We start from the raw sequence: 15048 nt of genomic DNA, 5'->3' as shown, positions 1-15048 counted from the left end.
CAGTGTTGACGGGCGCTTGACCCGAGGTCTTCCGTTTGCATCTCGACAAATCCGCGATGATCTATACAACTATACACATCATACAGCTCAGGCGGGTTTTCTGCCACAAAGGATTTGTGAAATTTGCGTAACACTGGCACCGCGCTCTGGCTTTCCATCGCCTCTGACCTGCGCGACGATCTTTCCGAGGGGCGCTATGGTCCGGGCGACAAACTGCCAACCGAGGCGCAACTGGCCGAGCGGTTTGGCGTCAATCGCCACACGATCCGCCACGCGCTCTCTGCGCTGGTCGAGGACGGACTGGTGCGCACGCGGCGCGGAGCGGGTGTCTTTGTCACCGCCCGCCCGACCGAATACCCCATTGGCAAACGCGTCCGCTTTACCGAGAACCTGCTGAAGGCCGGGCGCATGCCTGCCAAACGCACCCTCTCGCTGGAAATTCGCCTTGCAACAGACGGTGAGGCCCGCGCCCTCGGCATTGCCCTCGGCGATCCGGTGCTGGCCTATCACGGATTGTCGCTGGCCGACGGCCAACCTGTGGCGCTGGCCGAAAGTGTATTCCCGCTGGAAAGGCTTTCCGGGTTGGAACACGCCTTGCGAGAGGCAGACAGCGTAACCCTGGCCTTGAAAAAAATCGGGGTGGCCGATTACACCCGTGCCTCCACCCGCGTGACTGCGGTTTTGGCCAATGCCACCCAAGCGCTGCACCTGCACCTGCGCGAAGGGGACCCGCTGCTTCGCACCACCAGCGTAAATGTCGATCAAGACCACCTGCCGGTGGAATACGGCCGGACATGGTTTGCTGGTGATCGGGTGACGCTGACTTTGGAAGCCTGACGCGTTTCAGAGGCAGCTTCAGCCGCCGTATTTTTCCAGAAACGCCACCGCGCTCAAGGTGCGGAAATCCAACAGCGCGCCGCGCAGGCTGGCGTGGTCCCAATCCCACCACGCCAAAGCCATCAGCCGTTCGGCCACCGTTGGCGGCTGGCGGTCGCGCAGCTTACGCGCAGGGATGCCCGCAACGATGGTGTAGGGCCGGACATCCTTTGTGACCACCGCGCCCGAAGCGACAACGGCCCCATGGCCCAGCCTCACTTCGGGTTTGATCATCGCGCCGTTGCCGATCCATGTATCGTGCCCGATGTAAGCGCGCCGTGACTTGCGATGCTCGAAAAAGACCTCGTCCGCCTCGGCGTCATCCCAGTAATCGTTGGAACGATACAGGAAATGGTGGCAGGCGGCGGTGTGCAACGGATGGTCGGTCGCCCCGATCCGGCTGAACGCCGCAATATTCGCGAATTTGCCGACACTCGCATTGGCGATATCGGCATTGCGATCGCAATAGGAATAATCGCCGATCTCGCTGTGCGCCAAACGGCTGCCGCGCCCAACTTCGTTGTAACGGCCAAAGGTGCAGTTGGTGATCTGACATCCCTCGTGGATCACCGGTGCCTCGGCGCTCAGACGAGGCATCAGTGTACCTGAACCCGGCCAATCAAGCGGGCGCGCAGCCAACCCGAGACCCAATCCATGATCATCACCATGACAATCACCAGCGAGATGTAATAGGCGACCTCTTCCCAATCTTTCTGAGTCTGCATCGCCTGCGTCAACAGCAGGCCAATCCCGCCGCCAGTAATCGCACCGATGATCGTGGCGCTACGGGTGTTGGATTCGAGGAAGTAAAGCACCTGTGCCAGAAGCACCGGGACAATCTGCGGAATCACCCCAAAGCGATAACGTTGCAGAGGTTTGGCTCCGGTCGAGCTGATCCCCTCGATCTGCCGCTGATCGACGTTTTCCAGCGCCTCGGAGAAGGTTTTGCCAAAAGTGCCGGTGTCTGTCACCAAGATCGCCAAGGCCCCGGTCAACGGGCCCGGACCAAAGGCGCGGGCCAGAACGACGGTCCAGATCAGCGCATCCACACCGCGCACAAAGTCAAACAGGCGTCGCATGGCCAAGCGCAGGGCACCAAACGGGGCAAAGCGTTTTGCCGCCATAAAGGCCAGCGGCAGCGCGACCATGGCCGCGCCAAATGTGCCAAGGAAGGCCATCAGGATCGTCTCGCCAATGGCCCAGGCAACATCGCCATGCCGCCACATCGGATTGCTCCAGAAATCGGCCCATGCACCGGGAATATTGCCACGCTTCGGGTCAATCTGTGCACCAAACAAAATGTCCAACGGGCCGTGACCATAATAGGGGCTGTCAAAAGTGTACCAGAACAGCTCCCAGCCACCGAAATAGCGGAAGGCCTCAGTTTTGGAGCGGGTGACGGTGACGCGTGCCTGATCGGTGGTGATGGCGACGCGGTTCCGACTGGCATTGATCCACGCGGGCGTAGTTTCGCCAAGGTTGGTCACCACACGCCCCCCAATGAACTGCGCTTCTATGGTGCCATAGCCGGGCACATCAAATTCGCTGCGATTTTCCGGTAGAAGGCGCAGGATCTGGCCTCCGCCCAAATCGACCACGACGATCTTATCGCCGCTGACCCAATCGGGGCGCGTGCCTTGGGGATAGGTTCCCTTTCGCTCCCCCTCGACCGCATAGGCGATATCGCCGGATCGGTGATCGCGCGTCACATGCACCTTGTAGGACCATGTGTCAGAGGCCAGCGTGACCGCGTTTTCCCATTTCGCGCGCTGCGCGAGGCCGGGAATGTCGAAGGCAAAGAAGATGTACCCAAGATAAAGGCAGATCAGCGCCGGGATGGAATAGGCGATCATCTGTTTGCGGCGGATAAGGGCCTCGGCCCCGGTTTTCGCCATGTCGAGCGTTGCGGTTGTCATACGCGCTCTCCTTCGGTCAGGCGGTTGCGGAAACGACTGGAGAGTTGGTCGAAGAAGATGATCGAGCCAAAGAGAAGAACAAAGATCGCCGCGGCCTCATCGAACCGGCCCGGCCCCCATGCCATGGCATTTCGCAGCTCGTACCCAAGTCCGCCAGCCCCGACAAAACCAAGGATCGCTGAGGCGCGAATATTGATCTCGAACCGCAGCAGCGCATAGCTGAGGAAATTCGGCGCGACCTGCGGCAAGACCCCCAACCACATCCGCTGGGTCCAGTTAGCGCCCGCCGAGGCCAACCCTTCGACCGGCTTCAGATCGGCGTTCTCGGCAACCTCCGAGAACATCTTGCCCAAGGCGCCAGCAGTGTGGATCGTGATCGCGATCATTGCGGGCACCGGCCCGCCCCCCAGAACAAAGATCAGCATCAGCGCGATGACGATCTCAGGGACGGCGCGCATCACGTCCATCTTACGGCGAAACAACGGGATCATGCGCGGCCAACGCGCCAATCCGCGGGTCGAGAGCAGGGAAAGCACAAGGCCGAACCCGGCCCCGATCAGCGTTGAGACCGCCGCGATGTTGAGCGTCTCGACCAGTGCGGGAAAGTATTTCACGATCAGTGCAGGCAGATCGGCGCGCTTTTCCCAGGCTTCGGACAGCACATCGGATGGGTAGTCGCCGATATTGTGCAAGCCTTCCCAGAAGCCGCCAGCATTGCGCGCGTCCGCCACGTTGAAGCCCGAGACCATGAGCAAAACAAAGATCAGCAAAGTCAGTCCACCATAAAGGCGACGGCGCTGAACCTGCGCAATGTAGGCGCTTTGGATGCTCTGTACCGAAGAGCTGGCGCCGTCGGATTGGAATGCCGCGTCTGTCATGGGCCCCCCGAGGGTAAAGGAATACCGGCGACCCAAAAGCCGCCGGTCAGATTGCGCAGACCCGATCAGCCGCCGATCTTGGCTTTGCGCGCTTCGATCACCGAGGTGTAGGTGTCATGCGTCACAGGCTGGAACCCCAGCGTTTCGCCAGCGGCCACGCCATAGGCGCAGTCCTTGTCGTTCTCGTATAGCCTGTCGACCAGCGCGGTCATCTTGGCCTTTACATCGTCTGGCAGCGATTTGCGCAGCACGACGGGGCCTTCCGGGATCACTTTGGATTTCCAGATCTGGACCAGCTCGTTCATGTCAACAAGTCCGGCATCCACGGCCTTGCGCAGTGCACCCGAGTTGTAGCCGTCTTCCCAGTTGCCCTGTGCGTCAGCCCATGTCACGCCGCCGTTGATGTCGCCATTATAGACTGCAACGATGGTTTGCTCGTGACCGCCGGTGAATTTGACCTCGCCAAAATAATCACCCGAATCCATCGTTGCGCCGGTTTCGGCGGGGATTTCGATGGAGGGGATCAGGTAACCAGAGGTCGAATTCGGGTCACCAAAGCCAAAGGTCTTGCCCTTCAGGTCTTCCAGCGAGGTGATGCCGCTGTCCTTTCGGGCGAAACCGATCGAATGGTAGCCGATGGAGCCATCAAGGTTCTGCTTGACCAATACGGGCTCGACGGCTTCGGGGTCTTGCAGGTAGGTGGCCGCATAAGACGACGCGCCCAGCCATGCCATATCAAGCGTACCGCCCAGCAAGCCCTGAATAACGCCGTTATAATCGGCGGGGGCAAACAGTTTGACCTCAACGCCCAGTTCCTCTGCGGCATAGTTCTGCAGGCAGGCATAGCTGTTCATCCGGTCCTGAGCGTTTTCGCCGCCCAGAATGCCGATGCGAAATTCGCTGATGGCGTGGCTGTCAGCAAAGGCCGCAGTGGTCAGTGCCGTTGTGGCTGCAAGGGCAAGTGCAAGGGTTTTCATGTGTCTCTCCATGATGGGTTTGCCCAAGTGGATTGGGCGATTGCTGGCTCAGGCGGACACCAGAATGGGCTTGGTCCTGTCCAGGGTTTCGATCTCGGTCGAGGTTGCCGCCTCGGAAAAATCCGCGCCCGCGCCATAGATGTCGCGCGCGACGCCGGTGGTCAGTTGTTCGGGGGTGCCGTCAAAAACGATGCGGCCGTCCCGCATCCCGATCACCCGGTCGCAATAGCGCCGCGCGGTATCCAGCGTGTGAAGGTTGGCGATGACCATGCGGCCGTCTTCTTCGTTGATGCGGCGCAGCGCCTGCATCACGATTTGCGCATTCATCGGGTCAAGGCTGGCAATCGGTTCATCCGCCAGAATGATCTGTGGGTCCTGCATCAGGGCACGGGCAATCGCCACACGCTGCTGCTGCCCGCCGGAAAGCGCCTCGGCGCGTTTCGGGGCCTGTTCGGCGATGCCAAGACGGTCCAGAATCTCGATCGCCTTGTGAATGTCGTCCTGCGGGTAAAGGTTGAACATCGTCGCGAGCGTGGACCGGCGGTTCAGCGTGCCGTGCAACACGTTTGAAACCACGTCCATTCGGGGAACAAGATTGAACTGCTGAAAGATCATCGCGCACTGCGATTGCCATTTGCGCCGCGCCGAGCCGGTCAAACCGCTGATCTCGGCGCCTTTGAACAGGATCTGCCCCTCGCTCGCATCGGCCAATCGGTTCATCATGCGCAGCAGGGTCGATTTTCCGGCACCGGAACGGCCAATGATACCGATCATCGCCGGTCGCGTTACGCTGAAACTGGCAGCATCCACCGCTGCCTTGTCGCCAAAGCGCTTGGTCAGTCTTTTGACCTCGAGCATCTGTATCCCCCTGTGACTTGGGGGCGTCTTAAGGATGGGAAGCGTCGTTTTCTTGAAGCTTTTGATTCAGTTCCATGTCGGACTACTGAAAGAAATGTAACGCCTTGCGATGGCACAAGCCGACAACGCTTGGTGGCGGACCCGGCGCAACAAGGATTGACTTATTTCAACGCGGCGCTCCGCAGTCAGCGGCCGATTGCCAAATCACCCGATCAGGTCTGCGAATTCAACCGCCAGCCGATGCTTCAGGATCTTGCCGGTCGCAGCCGCAGGCAGGCTGTCCACGATATGAATCTGCGAGGGGCGTTTGTAGCCAGCCAGACGATCGGCCACAAAGGCGCGCAGCTCCTCGGGCGTGACAGGCGCGCGCGTCTGAACAAAGGCAAGCACTTCTTCGTCGCCCATGACAACACGCCCGATCACCGCCGATTGCACCACGGCCGGATGATCATTCAGGGCGGCCTCGACCTCGGGCGGGTAGACGTTGAACCCGCCTCGGATGATCAGTTCCTTTGCACGGCCAACGATGGTCAGCCGACCCTGAGCATCGATCTGCCCCAGATCGCCGGTGCGCAAAAAGCCATCCTCCGTCATCACGGCGCGCGTCGCCTCGGGGTTGCGGAAATAGCCTTTCATCACGTGGGGCCCTTTGGTCAGCACTTCACCAACCGTGCTGTCCTCGCCGATCGCCAGATCAAGCCGCACTTCAACTCCGGGAAGCGGCGGGCCAACGCTGATATCGGGATCGCCAATGGCGTTACGGGTGCCGCAAACCCCGGCCGTGCTTTCCGTCATCCCATAGCCATTTTGCAGCGGCAGACTATAAAAGGCTTCGGCCTTTCGCTTCCAACTTGGGTCGAGCGGCGCAGCTCCGGACGAGACATAGCGCAGGCTGCCTGAATTCAGCGCGGTCAGACCCTGGTCGGCGGCATAGGCCATCAGCAGCGCGTGCATCTGCGGCACCGCAGGCAGCACTGTCACACCCGAGCGCAGCGCGTGATACAGATCTGCCGGAGCAAAGCGTTTCGTCAGCTGCACGGTGCAGCCCGCCCAGGCCGATGCCATGAGCATCGAGGCCACGCCAAAGACATGCGTCAGAGGCAGGGCACCATAGACCCGGTCCGCGTGGGTCAGATTGCGTAGCCCGACCGAGGCCTCGGCGGCGAAGATCAGGTTGCCATGGGTCAGCATCACGCCCTTGGGGTCGCCCGTTGTGCCGGTGGTATACAGCAGAACGGCAACATCTGGTTCGCCGGTTTCCGGGTCGTTGATCCCGGTTGTCCGCAAGTGCAGCGCGCCAAAATCCGTGGCCAATGGCTCTGCGCCCTGATCCCCAGCATGTTGCGCCGCTTCATCCGAAACGCCCGAGGAAAAAAGTATCACGCCGGGGCGCGCATGATCGGCGATGCGGGTCAGTTCCGCCGCGCTCATACGGGCATTGACCGGAACCGCCCAAGCGCCGATGCGGCTTGCGGCCATCATCAGCACCGGCACGGCAAGACAGTTTTCCGCAATGATCATCACGCGGTCACCCGCGCCGATTCCCTGCGCGCTGAGCATGTCCACCGCTTTGGATATCAGCACATCATACTCGGCCCATGTGACCTCGCGACTATCGACATCGATCAGTGCCAGCGCCTGGGGGCGGGACTTTGCCTGATACAAAACCATGTCGTGAATGTGGGTAAAGGCGGTCATTGTTGGAATGTCCTTAACTGGGCCGCAGACGGGCGAGAGCGATCAACGCCTCAGCCTCGAGCTGTGCCACGATATCCTTGAAGGGCGCGACGCGGTCAGTCAGCCCCAGCGATTGACCCGCCGACAGCATCCCATGCGACGTGTCGCCGGTTTCATAGGCCTTGCGTCCGATGGCACCGGCCACATGCGGCATCAGCTCTTCGATCCCGATCTGAGGGTTGTCGGCCTCCAGCCGCGCCACGGTCTGCGTGGTCTCATTCTTCAACGTCCGGATGGTGTTTCGGACGCTGCTCATGGTCAGGGCGGTATCCAGTTCACTGGCTGCGGTCAGCGCTTGTTGATAACCGCCATGCGCTTGCAATTCCTGCGCCACCAAAAAGCGCGTTCCGATGACAACGCCTACTGCGCCAGCGGCCAGCGCCGCAACGATCTGGCTGCCCGCGCCGATGCCACCGCCAATGAGGAAAGGAATGGTCAGGCGGCGTTCGGCCAAAGCCAAGTTCACCATGCTGCCGATCAGATCCATGCCCGGATGACCGCCACATTCCGCCCCGACGACCGAGACCATATCGACGCCGACACTCTGTGCCTTGACCGCATATCGGACCGAAGGCACCTTGTGCAGCACCGTCACGCCCGCATCCTTGAGCAAGGGCAAGTAGGGCTCTGGATTGCGCCCTGAGGTTTCAACAACCGTGATGCCTTCGTCGATGATCAGCCGGAACACATCCGCCGTCTTTTCACCGGGTACCAGTTTCGGCAACATCGAAACGTTCACGCCGAAGGCCCGACTCTCGGCCATATCGCGCGTCCGGCGGATCTCTGCGCGCAGATCGTCCGGATCGGGAAAGCTGGCGGCTGTCAGAAAGGGCAGTACACCCGCGCGCGCAGCGGCAGAGACATACTGCGCTTCGGCCAACCATTGCAGCCCCCCTGCGACAATGGGCAGACGCAAACCATAGGCCCGCGTCAGAGCTGTATTCAAAGCGGGATCGGCGGGGCTCATGACGTCCTCAGTTTGGTGAAATCGGGACGGCGCTTGTTCAGAAACGCGTTGATCCCCTCTTCAGCTTCGGGCGCGATGACAGCCTCGGCCATGGCGTTGCGTTCATGATCGAGCTGGGTGGTGAAACCCGCATCCTGCGCGCTGGCGATCAAAGCCTTGATCCGGCCCTGCGCCTGCATTGGCCCCTTGGCGATGCGATCGGCCAGTGTCATGGCGGTCGCGCGGACGTCTGAAGGTTCCGCGATTGCATTGATCCCGCCCAGTTCGGCCAGCCGTTCGGCAGAAACAGTTTCACCCAGCAGCAACATTTGCGAGACCAAAGCCCGGGGTACCAGCGATGACAGGCTGGCGCTCAACCCTCCGTCGGGCACAAGGCCTGCCTTGACATAGGCCGCCGTAAAGCCCGCCCCCCGGGCCGCAACGATGAAATCACAGGCAAAAGCGATTGAGGCCCCGGCCCCGGCTGCGCCACCTTCCACTGCGGCGATCACGGGCTTGGGGCAGGATTTGATGCCCCGGATCAGGTCATGCAGCGCCTCGATACGCGCGATCCTTTGATCCTGAGGTAAATCGCGGCGCGTCGCCAAAACGTTGAGATCACCGCCCGAACAAAAGAACCCGTCGCCCCATAACGTAACCGAGGTGATGCGCGGCTGCTCGGCAAGGCGCAGCGCGTCGCCCAGCGCCTCGTAATACTCATCAGACAGGGCATTGCGGCGGGCGTTATTGGCGTTCACGACCACCAGCCGGTCGCCCAGATCCTCGACATGCGCAAGGGTCATGCGTCGCCCCCTTTGGGCATCTGGACCTTTTTGAACACTCCGGTGGCACTGGCAATCAAGCGACCGTCTTCGTCCACCAATTCGGAGACGAGAAACAGCAAGGAGCGCCCGCCGCCCGTGACCCGGCCCGTGGCTGTCACGCGTTTGCCAGCATAGGCCGGGGCCAGAAACTGCGTCGCCATCGAGATCGTCAGAAAAGGTGTGCGCCCTGTTGCATCCGCCGTCAGGCTCGACGTCGCACCCATCGCGTTGTCCAGCAGGGTGGCCGCGATCCCACCATGCAGAACGTCATGCCGGTTCACATGCGCGCCGGTCACGTCCAGAATGCAGCGCGCGCCGCCGTCTTCGTGACCGATTTCCAGAACATACCCCAGCGTGCACTGTGTGCCGGTTTCATCGCGGATGGTTTCGATCATGCCGCCGCCAGCCGGATAAAGCGTTCCAGATGGTAATCGCTGTCGCCAAAGCGGTGGTCGATCATGGTCAGCCGTTTGGCCAGATGGCCCAGCTCGTATTCCTGGGTCATGCCAATCCCGCCGTGCATCTGGATCGCTTCCTCGACCACCAGTCGCCCGACCCGCCCGATCAGGTTCTTGGCGGCGCTGACGTGTACTTCGCGGGTGGCCCGGTCGGCCTCGAGGTGACCACACAGGTTGATGACCGCGCTGCGCGCCTGCTCGATCTCGATCAGCACATCCGCCATGCGGTGCTGCAGAGCCTGAAACTTGCCGATGGGCTGGCCGAACTGTTTGCGTTGGCGCAGATAGTCCACGGTCAGGGTCTTGATCGCTTCCATCAGCCCAAGCGCTTCGGCGCAGATCGCGGCGGTTGCGCGGGCGTTGGCCTGTTCCAGCGCCGCAAATGCGCCACCTTCGCCGCCGATCAGGGCGCTTTCCGGAACCTCAAGGTCCAGCGCGATTTCAGCAGCGCGACCGCCGCCGTTCAGCGCATAGTCGCGCATCTGCACCGCGTCCGCCGGGATAAGGAACAGGGATATCCCGTCCTCATCCGCCGCTTCACCCGAGATGCGCGCCGAAACCACAAGGTTCGAGGCCGCGCCAGCGTGATGCACCACGGCCTTATGGCCGTTAATGCGATAACCGCTGGCAGTCTGTTCGGCGCGGGTTTCCAAATGGCTCAGATCATAGCGGCTGGTGGGCTCGGCATGGGCAAGGCTCAGGATGGCGCCGCCGATGATCGCCTCGATCTGTGCCGCATCCTGCGCCAGACCGCCTGCCAGAACCGCGCTTTCCAACACCGGTTCGAACACACCCGCGCGCCCCAGTTCCTCGAACACCACCATGATGTCAAAGCCCGCACCACCAAAGCCGCCCTGCTCTTCGGTGAACATTGCGCCCTGAATCCCCATTTCGGTCAGGCCCTGCCACAGCGTTTCGGAATGACCCGTTTCACTGTCGGTGGCCTTGGCCAGCAGGTCGGGCGTGACAGTGTCACGCAGGAACCGGCGCAACCCGTCCTGCAACATCTGGCGTTCTTCGGTTAGCTGAAAGTTCATGTCACAGCTCCAGAATGGTTTTGGAAATGATCTGGCGCTGCACTTCGTTCGAGCCGCCGTAGATCGAGAGTTTCCGATTGTTGAAATAGGCCTGAGTGGCTGGCATCGCGTATTCCGGCCCGACGGGTTCCACGTTGGAGCCTTCGTCGAGCGCCTCGGACACGAAGGGCGCTGCATAGGGGCCCACCGCCTGCCGCGTCAGAGCGTTGATCTGTTGCCGGATGACTGTGCCCTTGACCTTGAGCATCGAGCTTTCCGCCCCCGGCGCCTGCCCCGCAGCGGCGGCTGCGATGGTGCGCAGGTTGGTCGTGGCCATGGCCATCAAGTCGATCTCCACCTGAGCGATCTTGGCTGCAAAAAGCGCGTTCCGTGTCAGCGGCGCACCGCCCGACATCTCGGCCTCAGCGATGCGTTTCAGCGCGGCCAGTCCCGCGCGGGCAAAGCCGACGCCCGCGATATTCGTGCGCTCATGCGTCAGCAGGTACTTGGCATAGGTCCAGCCTTTGTTTTCCTCGCCCACAAGGTTTTCAACTGGAACGCGGACGTCCGTGAACCAAACCTCGTTCACCTCGGGTTCACCGTCGATCAACACGATGGGCCGGACTTCGATCCCCGGCGTGTTCATATCGATCAGCAGAAACGAAATCCCCTGCTGCGGCTTGCCCTCTTTCGAGGTCCGCACAAGGCAGAAGATCATGTTCGCGTGCTGGCCCAGCGTGGTCCAGGTCTTCTGGCCGTTGACCACATAGTGATCGCCGTCCCGCACCGCCGAGGTCTGGACCGAGGCCAGATCCGACCCTGCGCCCGGTTCGGAATAGCCCTGACACCACCAGTCGTCACCGTTCAGAATGCGTGGCAGGTAATGGGCCTTTTGCGCATCATTGCCAAAGGCCATCAGCACCGGCCCCAGCATGTTCAGGCCAAAGGGCACGATGCGCGGGGCATGGGCGGCAGTGGTTTCCTCTTCGAAGATGTGGCGCTGAACGGCGTCCCAGCCGGTGCCGCCCTGTTCCTTGGGCCAGTTCACCCCCAGCCAGCCGCGTTTGTTCAGAATGGCGTGCCATTCCTCGAAATCAGCCTTGGTCAGACGCTTGCCGCCTGCGACTTTGGCGGACAGGCGCGCAGGCAGGTTTTCATCCAGAAAAGCCCGGACGTCATCGCGAAAGGCCTTTTGATCGTCGGTGTAATTCAGGTCCATCTTGTCAGCCTCCAAAAATCTCGAACAGGCCTGCGGCGCCCTGACCGCCGCCCACGCACATGGTCACAACGCCTAGGCGCGCGCCACGACGACGCCCCTCGAGCAGCAGATGCCCCGTCATTCGTGCGCCCGTCATGCCAAAAGGATGGCCAATCGAAATCGAGCCGCCATTCACGTTCAGTTTCGCGTCGTCGATTCCCAGCCGGTCACGGCAGTAGATCACCTGCGAGGCAAAAGCCTCGTTCAACTCCCACAGGTCGATGTCGTCCACGCTTAGCCCGTGCCGTTCAAGCAGGCGCGGGATCGCAAAGACCGGACCGATGCCCATCTCATCCGGTTCACAGCCAGCGACGGCAAAGCCAAGGTAGCGACCCAAGGGCGCCAATCCGGCACGGGCCGCCTCGGCTTCGTCCATCATGACAAGGGCAGCCGCCCCGTCGGACAATTGCGAGGCGTTGCCAGCGGTGACGAATTTGCCCTCACCCATTACAGGTGACAGCCCCGACAACCCGTCCAGCGTGGTTGAGGGCCGGTTGCATTCATCGGCGGCGATGGTCGTCTGTTGATGCGTCACCTCGCCGGTGGCCTTGTCCTTGACGGCCATGGTCACCTCGATCGGCACGATTTCATCGGCGAACAGGCCCGCCTGCTGGGCGGCTGCGGTGCGTTGCTGCGATTGCAGGGCCAAAGCGTCCTGCGCGTCCCGACTGACACCATAGCGGGCTGCCACGGTATCGGCGGTGTCGATCATCGTCATGTAAAGTTCGGGTTTGTGGGCTTCGATCCACGGCTCGCGCGAATGTCGCGGCGTTGGCTGATTCATCGAGATGCTTTCCACCCCGCCGACCAGAACCGCGCGCGCGGCTTCGCCTGCGATCATCTGCCCGCCCATGGCAATGGCCTGAAGCCCCGAGGCGCAGAACCGGTTGACCGTGGTCCCGGCGACGCTGACTGGCAGGCCAGCCCGCACCACCGCCTGACGGCCAAGATTGCCGCCGGTGACATGCTCGGGATAGCCGGTGCCCCAGACCGAGTCTTCCAGCAAAGCAGGGTCGATCCCCGCCCGATCAACGGCATGGCGCGCAACATGGCCGGCCATGGTCACACCGTGGGTCATGTTCAAGGCGCCGCGCCCGGCTTTTCCGATGGCGGTACGCGCCGTGGATACGATGACAGCCTTGGTCATTTGCTGGCCTCCTTATTCAGATCGGCAAAGTTGCGGCCGCTGGCCACCAGTTCGGCGATCAACGGTGCAGGTTGCCAGAAATAGGGATCGCTTTTCGCCCATGTCTGGATATCATCCAGCAAGGCAGGCAGGCCCTGCGTATCAGCCCAATGCATCGGGCCGCCGCGCCAGCGCGGAAAACCGTAGCCGTAAAGCAGCGTGACATCCACGTCCAAGGGGCGACGCGCGATACCAGTCCCCACAACCTTGGCAGCCTCATTGACCATGGCCGCCATGTACCGGCGCTGGATTTCCTCGTCGGTAAAGGCGCGCGGTGTGATCCCGGCCGTAGTGCGCGCCTTGTCGATCAAGGCCTCGACCTCGGGGTCGGGAGCGCCCGTGCGGCTGCCTTCTGGATAGACGTAGTAGCCACGCCCGGTTTTTTGGCCCAGCCGACCAAGATGATACAGTTCGTCCGCCCAAACCGGCACCACATCGCGCGGATCGCGGCTGGCGGCCTTGCGCTGGCGCGTCATGAAACCGATATCCAGCCCCGCCAGATCAGACATTTCAAAGGGCCCCATCGGGAGACCAAAGGCCTTGATCGCCGCATCGATCTGATAGGGCGACGCGCCCTCATAGATCATCCGGTCGGCAGCGCCCCGGTAGGTCGCCAGAATGCGGTTGCCGATAAAGCCATCACAGACCCCGGCGCGCACAGCGACCTTGCCCAGCCGCTTGGCCAATGCAAAGGCCGTGGCGGTGACATCCGGCGCGGTCTGATCCGCGACGACCACCTCGAGCAGCTTCATCACATGCCCAGGGCTGAAGAAATGCAGCCCGATGACATCGCCGGGACGGGACGTCGCCTTGGCGATCTCGTTGACATCAAGGTACGAGGTGTTGGTCGCCAGAATGGCCCCCGGTTTCATCACTGCATCAAGCTGGGCAAAGACCTGTTTTTTGACATCCATATCTTCGAACACGGCTTCGATCGCCAAATCGGCAACTGAGAGCGCACCATAGTCCGTAGCGGTCTGAAGCGCATCCGACAGGATCGCGTCACTTTGGTCCTGAGACAGCTTGCCCCGTTTGACGGCGGCAGACAAATTGCCTGCAATGGTCGCCCGCGCCTTGTCAGCGGCTGCCTCGTCACGTTCGATCAGTGTCACCAGCAGTCCCCGCAAAAGGCACGCTGTGGCAATGCCCGCGCCCATTGTGCCGCCACCGATCACACCCACCCGTGCCAGATCGCGCGGCTTGATGCCGTCGATTTCGGGCAGTTTCGACACTTTGCGGTCGTTGAAAAAGGCGTGGATCAAGCCCGCACGTTGCGGCGTTTCCATCAGGCTCATGAACAGGCGGCGCTCTTCTGTTACGCCCTCGTCCAGATCCATGCGGGTGGCGGTCTCGATGGCATCGATCGCCACCAAGGGGGCAACTTCGCCGCGCGCCTTCTTGGCCCAAAGCGCCCGGGCTGCATCGAAAGCAGCGGCGTTGTAGTTGGGCCTAGGCAATTCACCAACGCGGCGCACTCCGGCGCCTTGCGCCAACAACTCGCGCGCATAAGCCAGACCGGCGCTGAGTGCATCGCCGGTTGCCAAACGGTCCACCAGCCCGATTTGCAGCGCCTGCTTTGCGGTGACCGAGCCGCCCGCAGGCATCATGTCAAGCGCCGGGCCAACGCCCGTCAGGCGCGGCATGCGCTGCGAGCCTCCTGCGCCGGGGATCAGGCCCAGCTTGACCTCTGGAAAACCCAGCGAGGCGCCTTCGATCGCCAGCCGGTAATGTGCGCCCAGCGCCACTTCGCAGCCACCACCCAGAGCCGGACCATGGATGGCCGCGACGACGGGTTTCGGAGCGCGTTCGATATGGGTGCAGACGTCCGGCAGGAACGGCTCGACCGGAGGCTTGCCGAACTCGGAGATATCCGCGCCGCCAATGAACAGCCGCCCTTCGCCGACGATCAAGGCGATTTCGGCGCTGTCATCCTCAGAAAACCGATCAATCGCGTCCCAAAGGCCCTGCCGCACGGCCAGTCCCAAGGCGTTGACCGGCGGGTTGGCAACCGTGATCACCGCCACGTTGTCGTCGATGTCATAGCGCACTTGTTCGCTCATCTGCTGCTCCTGTTTGCTGGGTGTCTGGCCCGTCTTGAAAAAGTGGTTTGCATCTGGC

Annotated in this window: 14 protein-coding genes; 1 reads left to right on the top strand and 13 read right to left on the bottom strand. The window is 61.8% G+C overall.

Annotated elements, in window-relative coordinates; all coding sequences use genetic code 11:
* Positions 1 to 123: 123 nt before the first annotated feature.
* Complete coding sequence (gene phnF / locus ACOYQJ_RS15430) at positions 124 to 837, top strand: phosphonate metabolism transcriptional regulator PhnF (RefSeq protein ID WP_422906934.1); 714 nt, start codon at positions 124 to 126, stop codon at positions 835 to 837.
* Between the two features lie 18 nt (positions 838 to 855).
* Here phnF and ACOYQJ_RS15425 read toward each other — a convergent pair whose 3' ends face one another.
* The 13 genes from ACOYQJ_RS15425 to ACOYQJ_RS15365 form a co-directional block, all read right to left on the bottom strand.
* Positions 856 to 1473, bottom strand: coding sequence for an LbetaH domain-containing protein (locus ACOYQJ_RS15425; RefSeq protein ID WP_422906933.1), 618 nt, complete (start codon positions 1471 to 1473; stop codon positions 856 to 858).
* Complete coding sequence (gene phnE, locus ACOYQJ_RS15420) at positions 1473 to 2792, bottom strand: phosphonate ABC transporter, permease protein PhnE (protein ID WP_422906932.1); 1320 nt, start codon at positions 2790 to 2792, stop codon at positions 1473 to 1475. The genes ACOYQJ_RS15425 and phnE (ACOYQJ_RS15420) overlap by 1 nt, the downstream gene beginning before the upstream one ends.
* A complete protein-coding gene (gene phnE, locus ACOYQJ_RS15415; RefSeq protein WP_422906931.1) occupies positions 2789 to 3670 on the bottom strand; it encodes a phosphonate ABC transporter, permease protein PhnE in 882 nt (293 codons plus the stop codon). Before phnE (ACOYQJ_RS15415) ends, phnE (ACOYQJ_RS15420) begins: the two co-directional genes overlap by 4 nt.
* Positions 3671 to 3735: 65 nt before the next feature.
* The gene (phnD, locus tag ACOYQJ_RS15410) at positions 3736 to 4647 is read right to left on the bottom strand and encodes a phosphonate ABC transporter substrate-binding protein (RefSeq protein ID WP_422906930.1); all 912 of its coding nucleotides are present in this window, start codon (positions 4645 to 4647) and stop codon (positions 3736 to 3738) included.
* Between the two features lie 48 nt (positions 4648 to 4695).
* Complete coding sequence (phnC, locus tag ACOYQJ_RS15405; protein ID WP_422906929.1) at positions 4696 to 5505, bottom strand: phosphonate ABC transporter ATP-binding protein; 810 nt, start codon at positions 5503 to 5505, stop codon at positions 4696 to 4698.
* 204 nt (positions 5506 to 5709) lie between these two features.
* A complete protein-coding gene (locus ACOYQJ_RS15400) occupies positions 5710 to 7203 on the bottom strand; it encodes a class I adenylate-forming enzyme family protein (RefSeq protein WP_422906928.1) in 1494 nt (497 codons plus the stop codon).
* Positions 7204 to 7216: 13 nt separating this feature from the next.
* Entirely contained in the window at positions 7217 to 8209 is a 993-nt protein-coding gene (locus tag ACOYQJ_RS15395; RefSeq protein ID WP_422906927.1) for an NAD(P)H-dependent flavin oxidoreductase, read from the bottom strand.
* Positions 8206 to 8991 (bottom strand): oxepin-CoA hydrolase, alternative type, encoded by a 786-nt coding sequence (locus ACOYQJ_RS15390; protein WP_422906926.1) that lies wholly within the window; start codon positions 8989 to 8991, stop codon positions 8206 to 8208. The genes ACOYQJ_RS15395 and ACOYQJ_RS15390 overlap by 4 nt, the downstream gene beginning before the upstream one ends.
* Positions 8988 to 9407, bottom strand: a complete 420-nt coding sequence (locus ACOYQJ_RS15385; RefSeq protein WP_422906925.1) for a PaaI family thioesterase — start codon at positions 9405 to 9407, stop codon at positions 8988 to 8990. Before ACOYQJ_RS15385 ends, ACOYQJ_RS15390 begins: the two co-directional genes overlap by 4 nt.
* Positions 9404 to 10507 (bottom strand): acyl-CoA dehydrogenase family protein, encoded by a 1104-nt coding sequence (locus ACOYQJ_RS15380; protein WP_422906924.1) that lies wholly within the window; start codon positions 10505 to 10507, stop codon positions 9404 to 9406. Before ACOYQJ_RS15380 ends, ACOYQJ_RS15385 begins: the two co-directional genes overlap by 4 nt.
* Before the next feature lies 1 nt (position 10508).
* Entirely contained in the window at positions 10509 to 11705 is a 1197-nt protein-coding gene (locus tag ACOYQJ_RS15375; RefSeq protein ID WP_422906923.1) for an acyl-CoA dehydrogenase family protein, read from the bottom strand.
* Positions 11706 to 11709: 4 nt separating this feature from the next.
* Positions 11710 to 12891: an acetyl-CoA C-acyltransferase gene (locus ACOYQJ_RS15370; RefSeq protein WP_422906922.1), complete on the bottom strand. Its 1182-nt coding sequence runs from the start codon at positions 12889 to 12891 to the stop codon at positions 11710 to 11712.
* Positions 12888 to 14990 carry a 3-hydroxyacyl-CoA dehydrogenase NAD-binding domain-containing protein gene (locus ACOYQJ_RS15365; RefSeq protein ID WP_422906921.1) on the bottom strand — a complete coding sequence of 701 codons (2103 nt, stop codon included), beginning with the start codon at positions 14988 to 14990 and terminating at the stop codon, positions 12888 to 12890. Before ACOYQJ_RS15365 ends, ACOYQJ_RS15370 begins: the two co-directional genes overlap by 4 nt.
* Between the last annotated feature and the right edge of the window lie 58 nt (positions 14991 to 15048).

Source organism: Pacificoceanicola algae (assembly GCF_049341065.1).
Classification (GTDB): domain Bacteria; phylum Pseudomonadota; class Alphaproteobacteria; order Rhodobacterales; family Rhodobacteraceae; genus Pacificoceanicola.
Note: the sequence above shows the minus strand (reverse complement) of the source record. Positions and strands in the feature narration are given on the sequence as shown.

Bases quoted from the DNA above. Each gene is read 5' to 3' on its own strand.
- ACOYQJ_RS15425 (WP_422906933.1), bottom strand. From the start codon at position 1,473: ATGCCTCGTCTGAGCGCCGAGGCACCGGTGATCCACGAGGGATGTCAG.
- ACOYQJ_RS15390 (WP_422906926.1), bottom strand. From the start codon at position 8,991: ATGACCCTTGCGCATGTCGAGGATCTGGGCGACCGGCTGGTGGTCGTG.
- ACOYQJ_RS15385 (WP_422906925.1), bottom strand. From the start codon at position 9,407: ATGATCGAAACCATCCGCGATGAAACCGGCACACAGTGCACGCTGGGG.
- ACOYQJ_RS15365 (WP_422906921.1), bottom strand. From the start codon at position 14,990: ATGAGCGAACAAGTGCGCTATGACATCGACGACAACGTGGCGGTGATC.
- ACOYQJ_RS15400 (WP_422906928.1), bottom strand. From the start codon at position 7,203: ATGACCGCCTTTACCCACATTCACGACATGGTTTTGTATCAGGCAAAG.
- phnD (WP_422906930.1), bottom strand. From the start codon at position 4,647: ATGAAAACCCTTGCACTTGCCCTTGCAGCCACAACGGCACTGACCACT.
- phnE (WP_422906931.1), bottom strand. From the start codon at position 3,670: ATGACAGACGCGGCATTCCAATCCGACGGCGCCAGCTCTTCGGTACAG.
- ACOYQJ_RS15370 (WP_422906922.1), bottom strand. From the start codon at position 12,891: ATGACCAAGGCTGTCATCGTATCCACGGCGCGTACCGCCATCGGAAAA.
- phnC (WP_422906929.1), bottom strand. From the start codon at position 5,505: ATGCTCGAGGTCAAAAGACTGACCAAGCGCTTTGGCGACAAGGCAGCG.
- ACOYQJ_RS15380 (WP_422906924.1), bottom strand. From the start codon at position 10,507: ATGAACTTTCAGCTAACCGAAGAACGCCAGATGTTGCAGGACGGGTTG.
- ACOYQJ_RS15375 (WP_422906923.1), bottom strand. From the start codon at position 11,705: ATGGACCTGAATTACACCGACGATCAAAAGGCCTTTCGCGATGACGTC.
- phnE (WP_422906932.1), bottom strand. From the start codon at position 2,792: ATGACAACCGCAACGCTCGACATGGCGAAAACCGGGGCCGAGGCCCTT.
- ACOYQJ_RS15395 (WP_422906927.1), bottom strand. From the start codon at position 8,209: ATGAGCCCCGCCGATCCCGCTTTGAATACAGCTCTGACGCGGGCCTAT.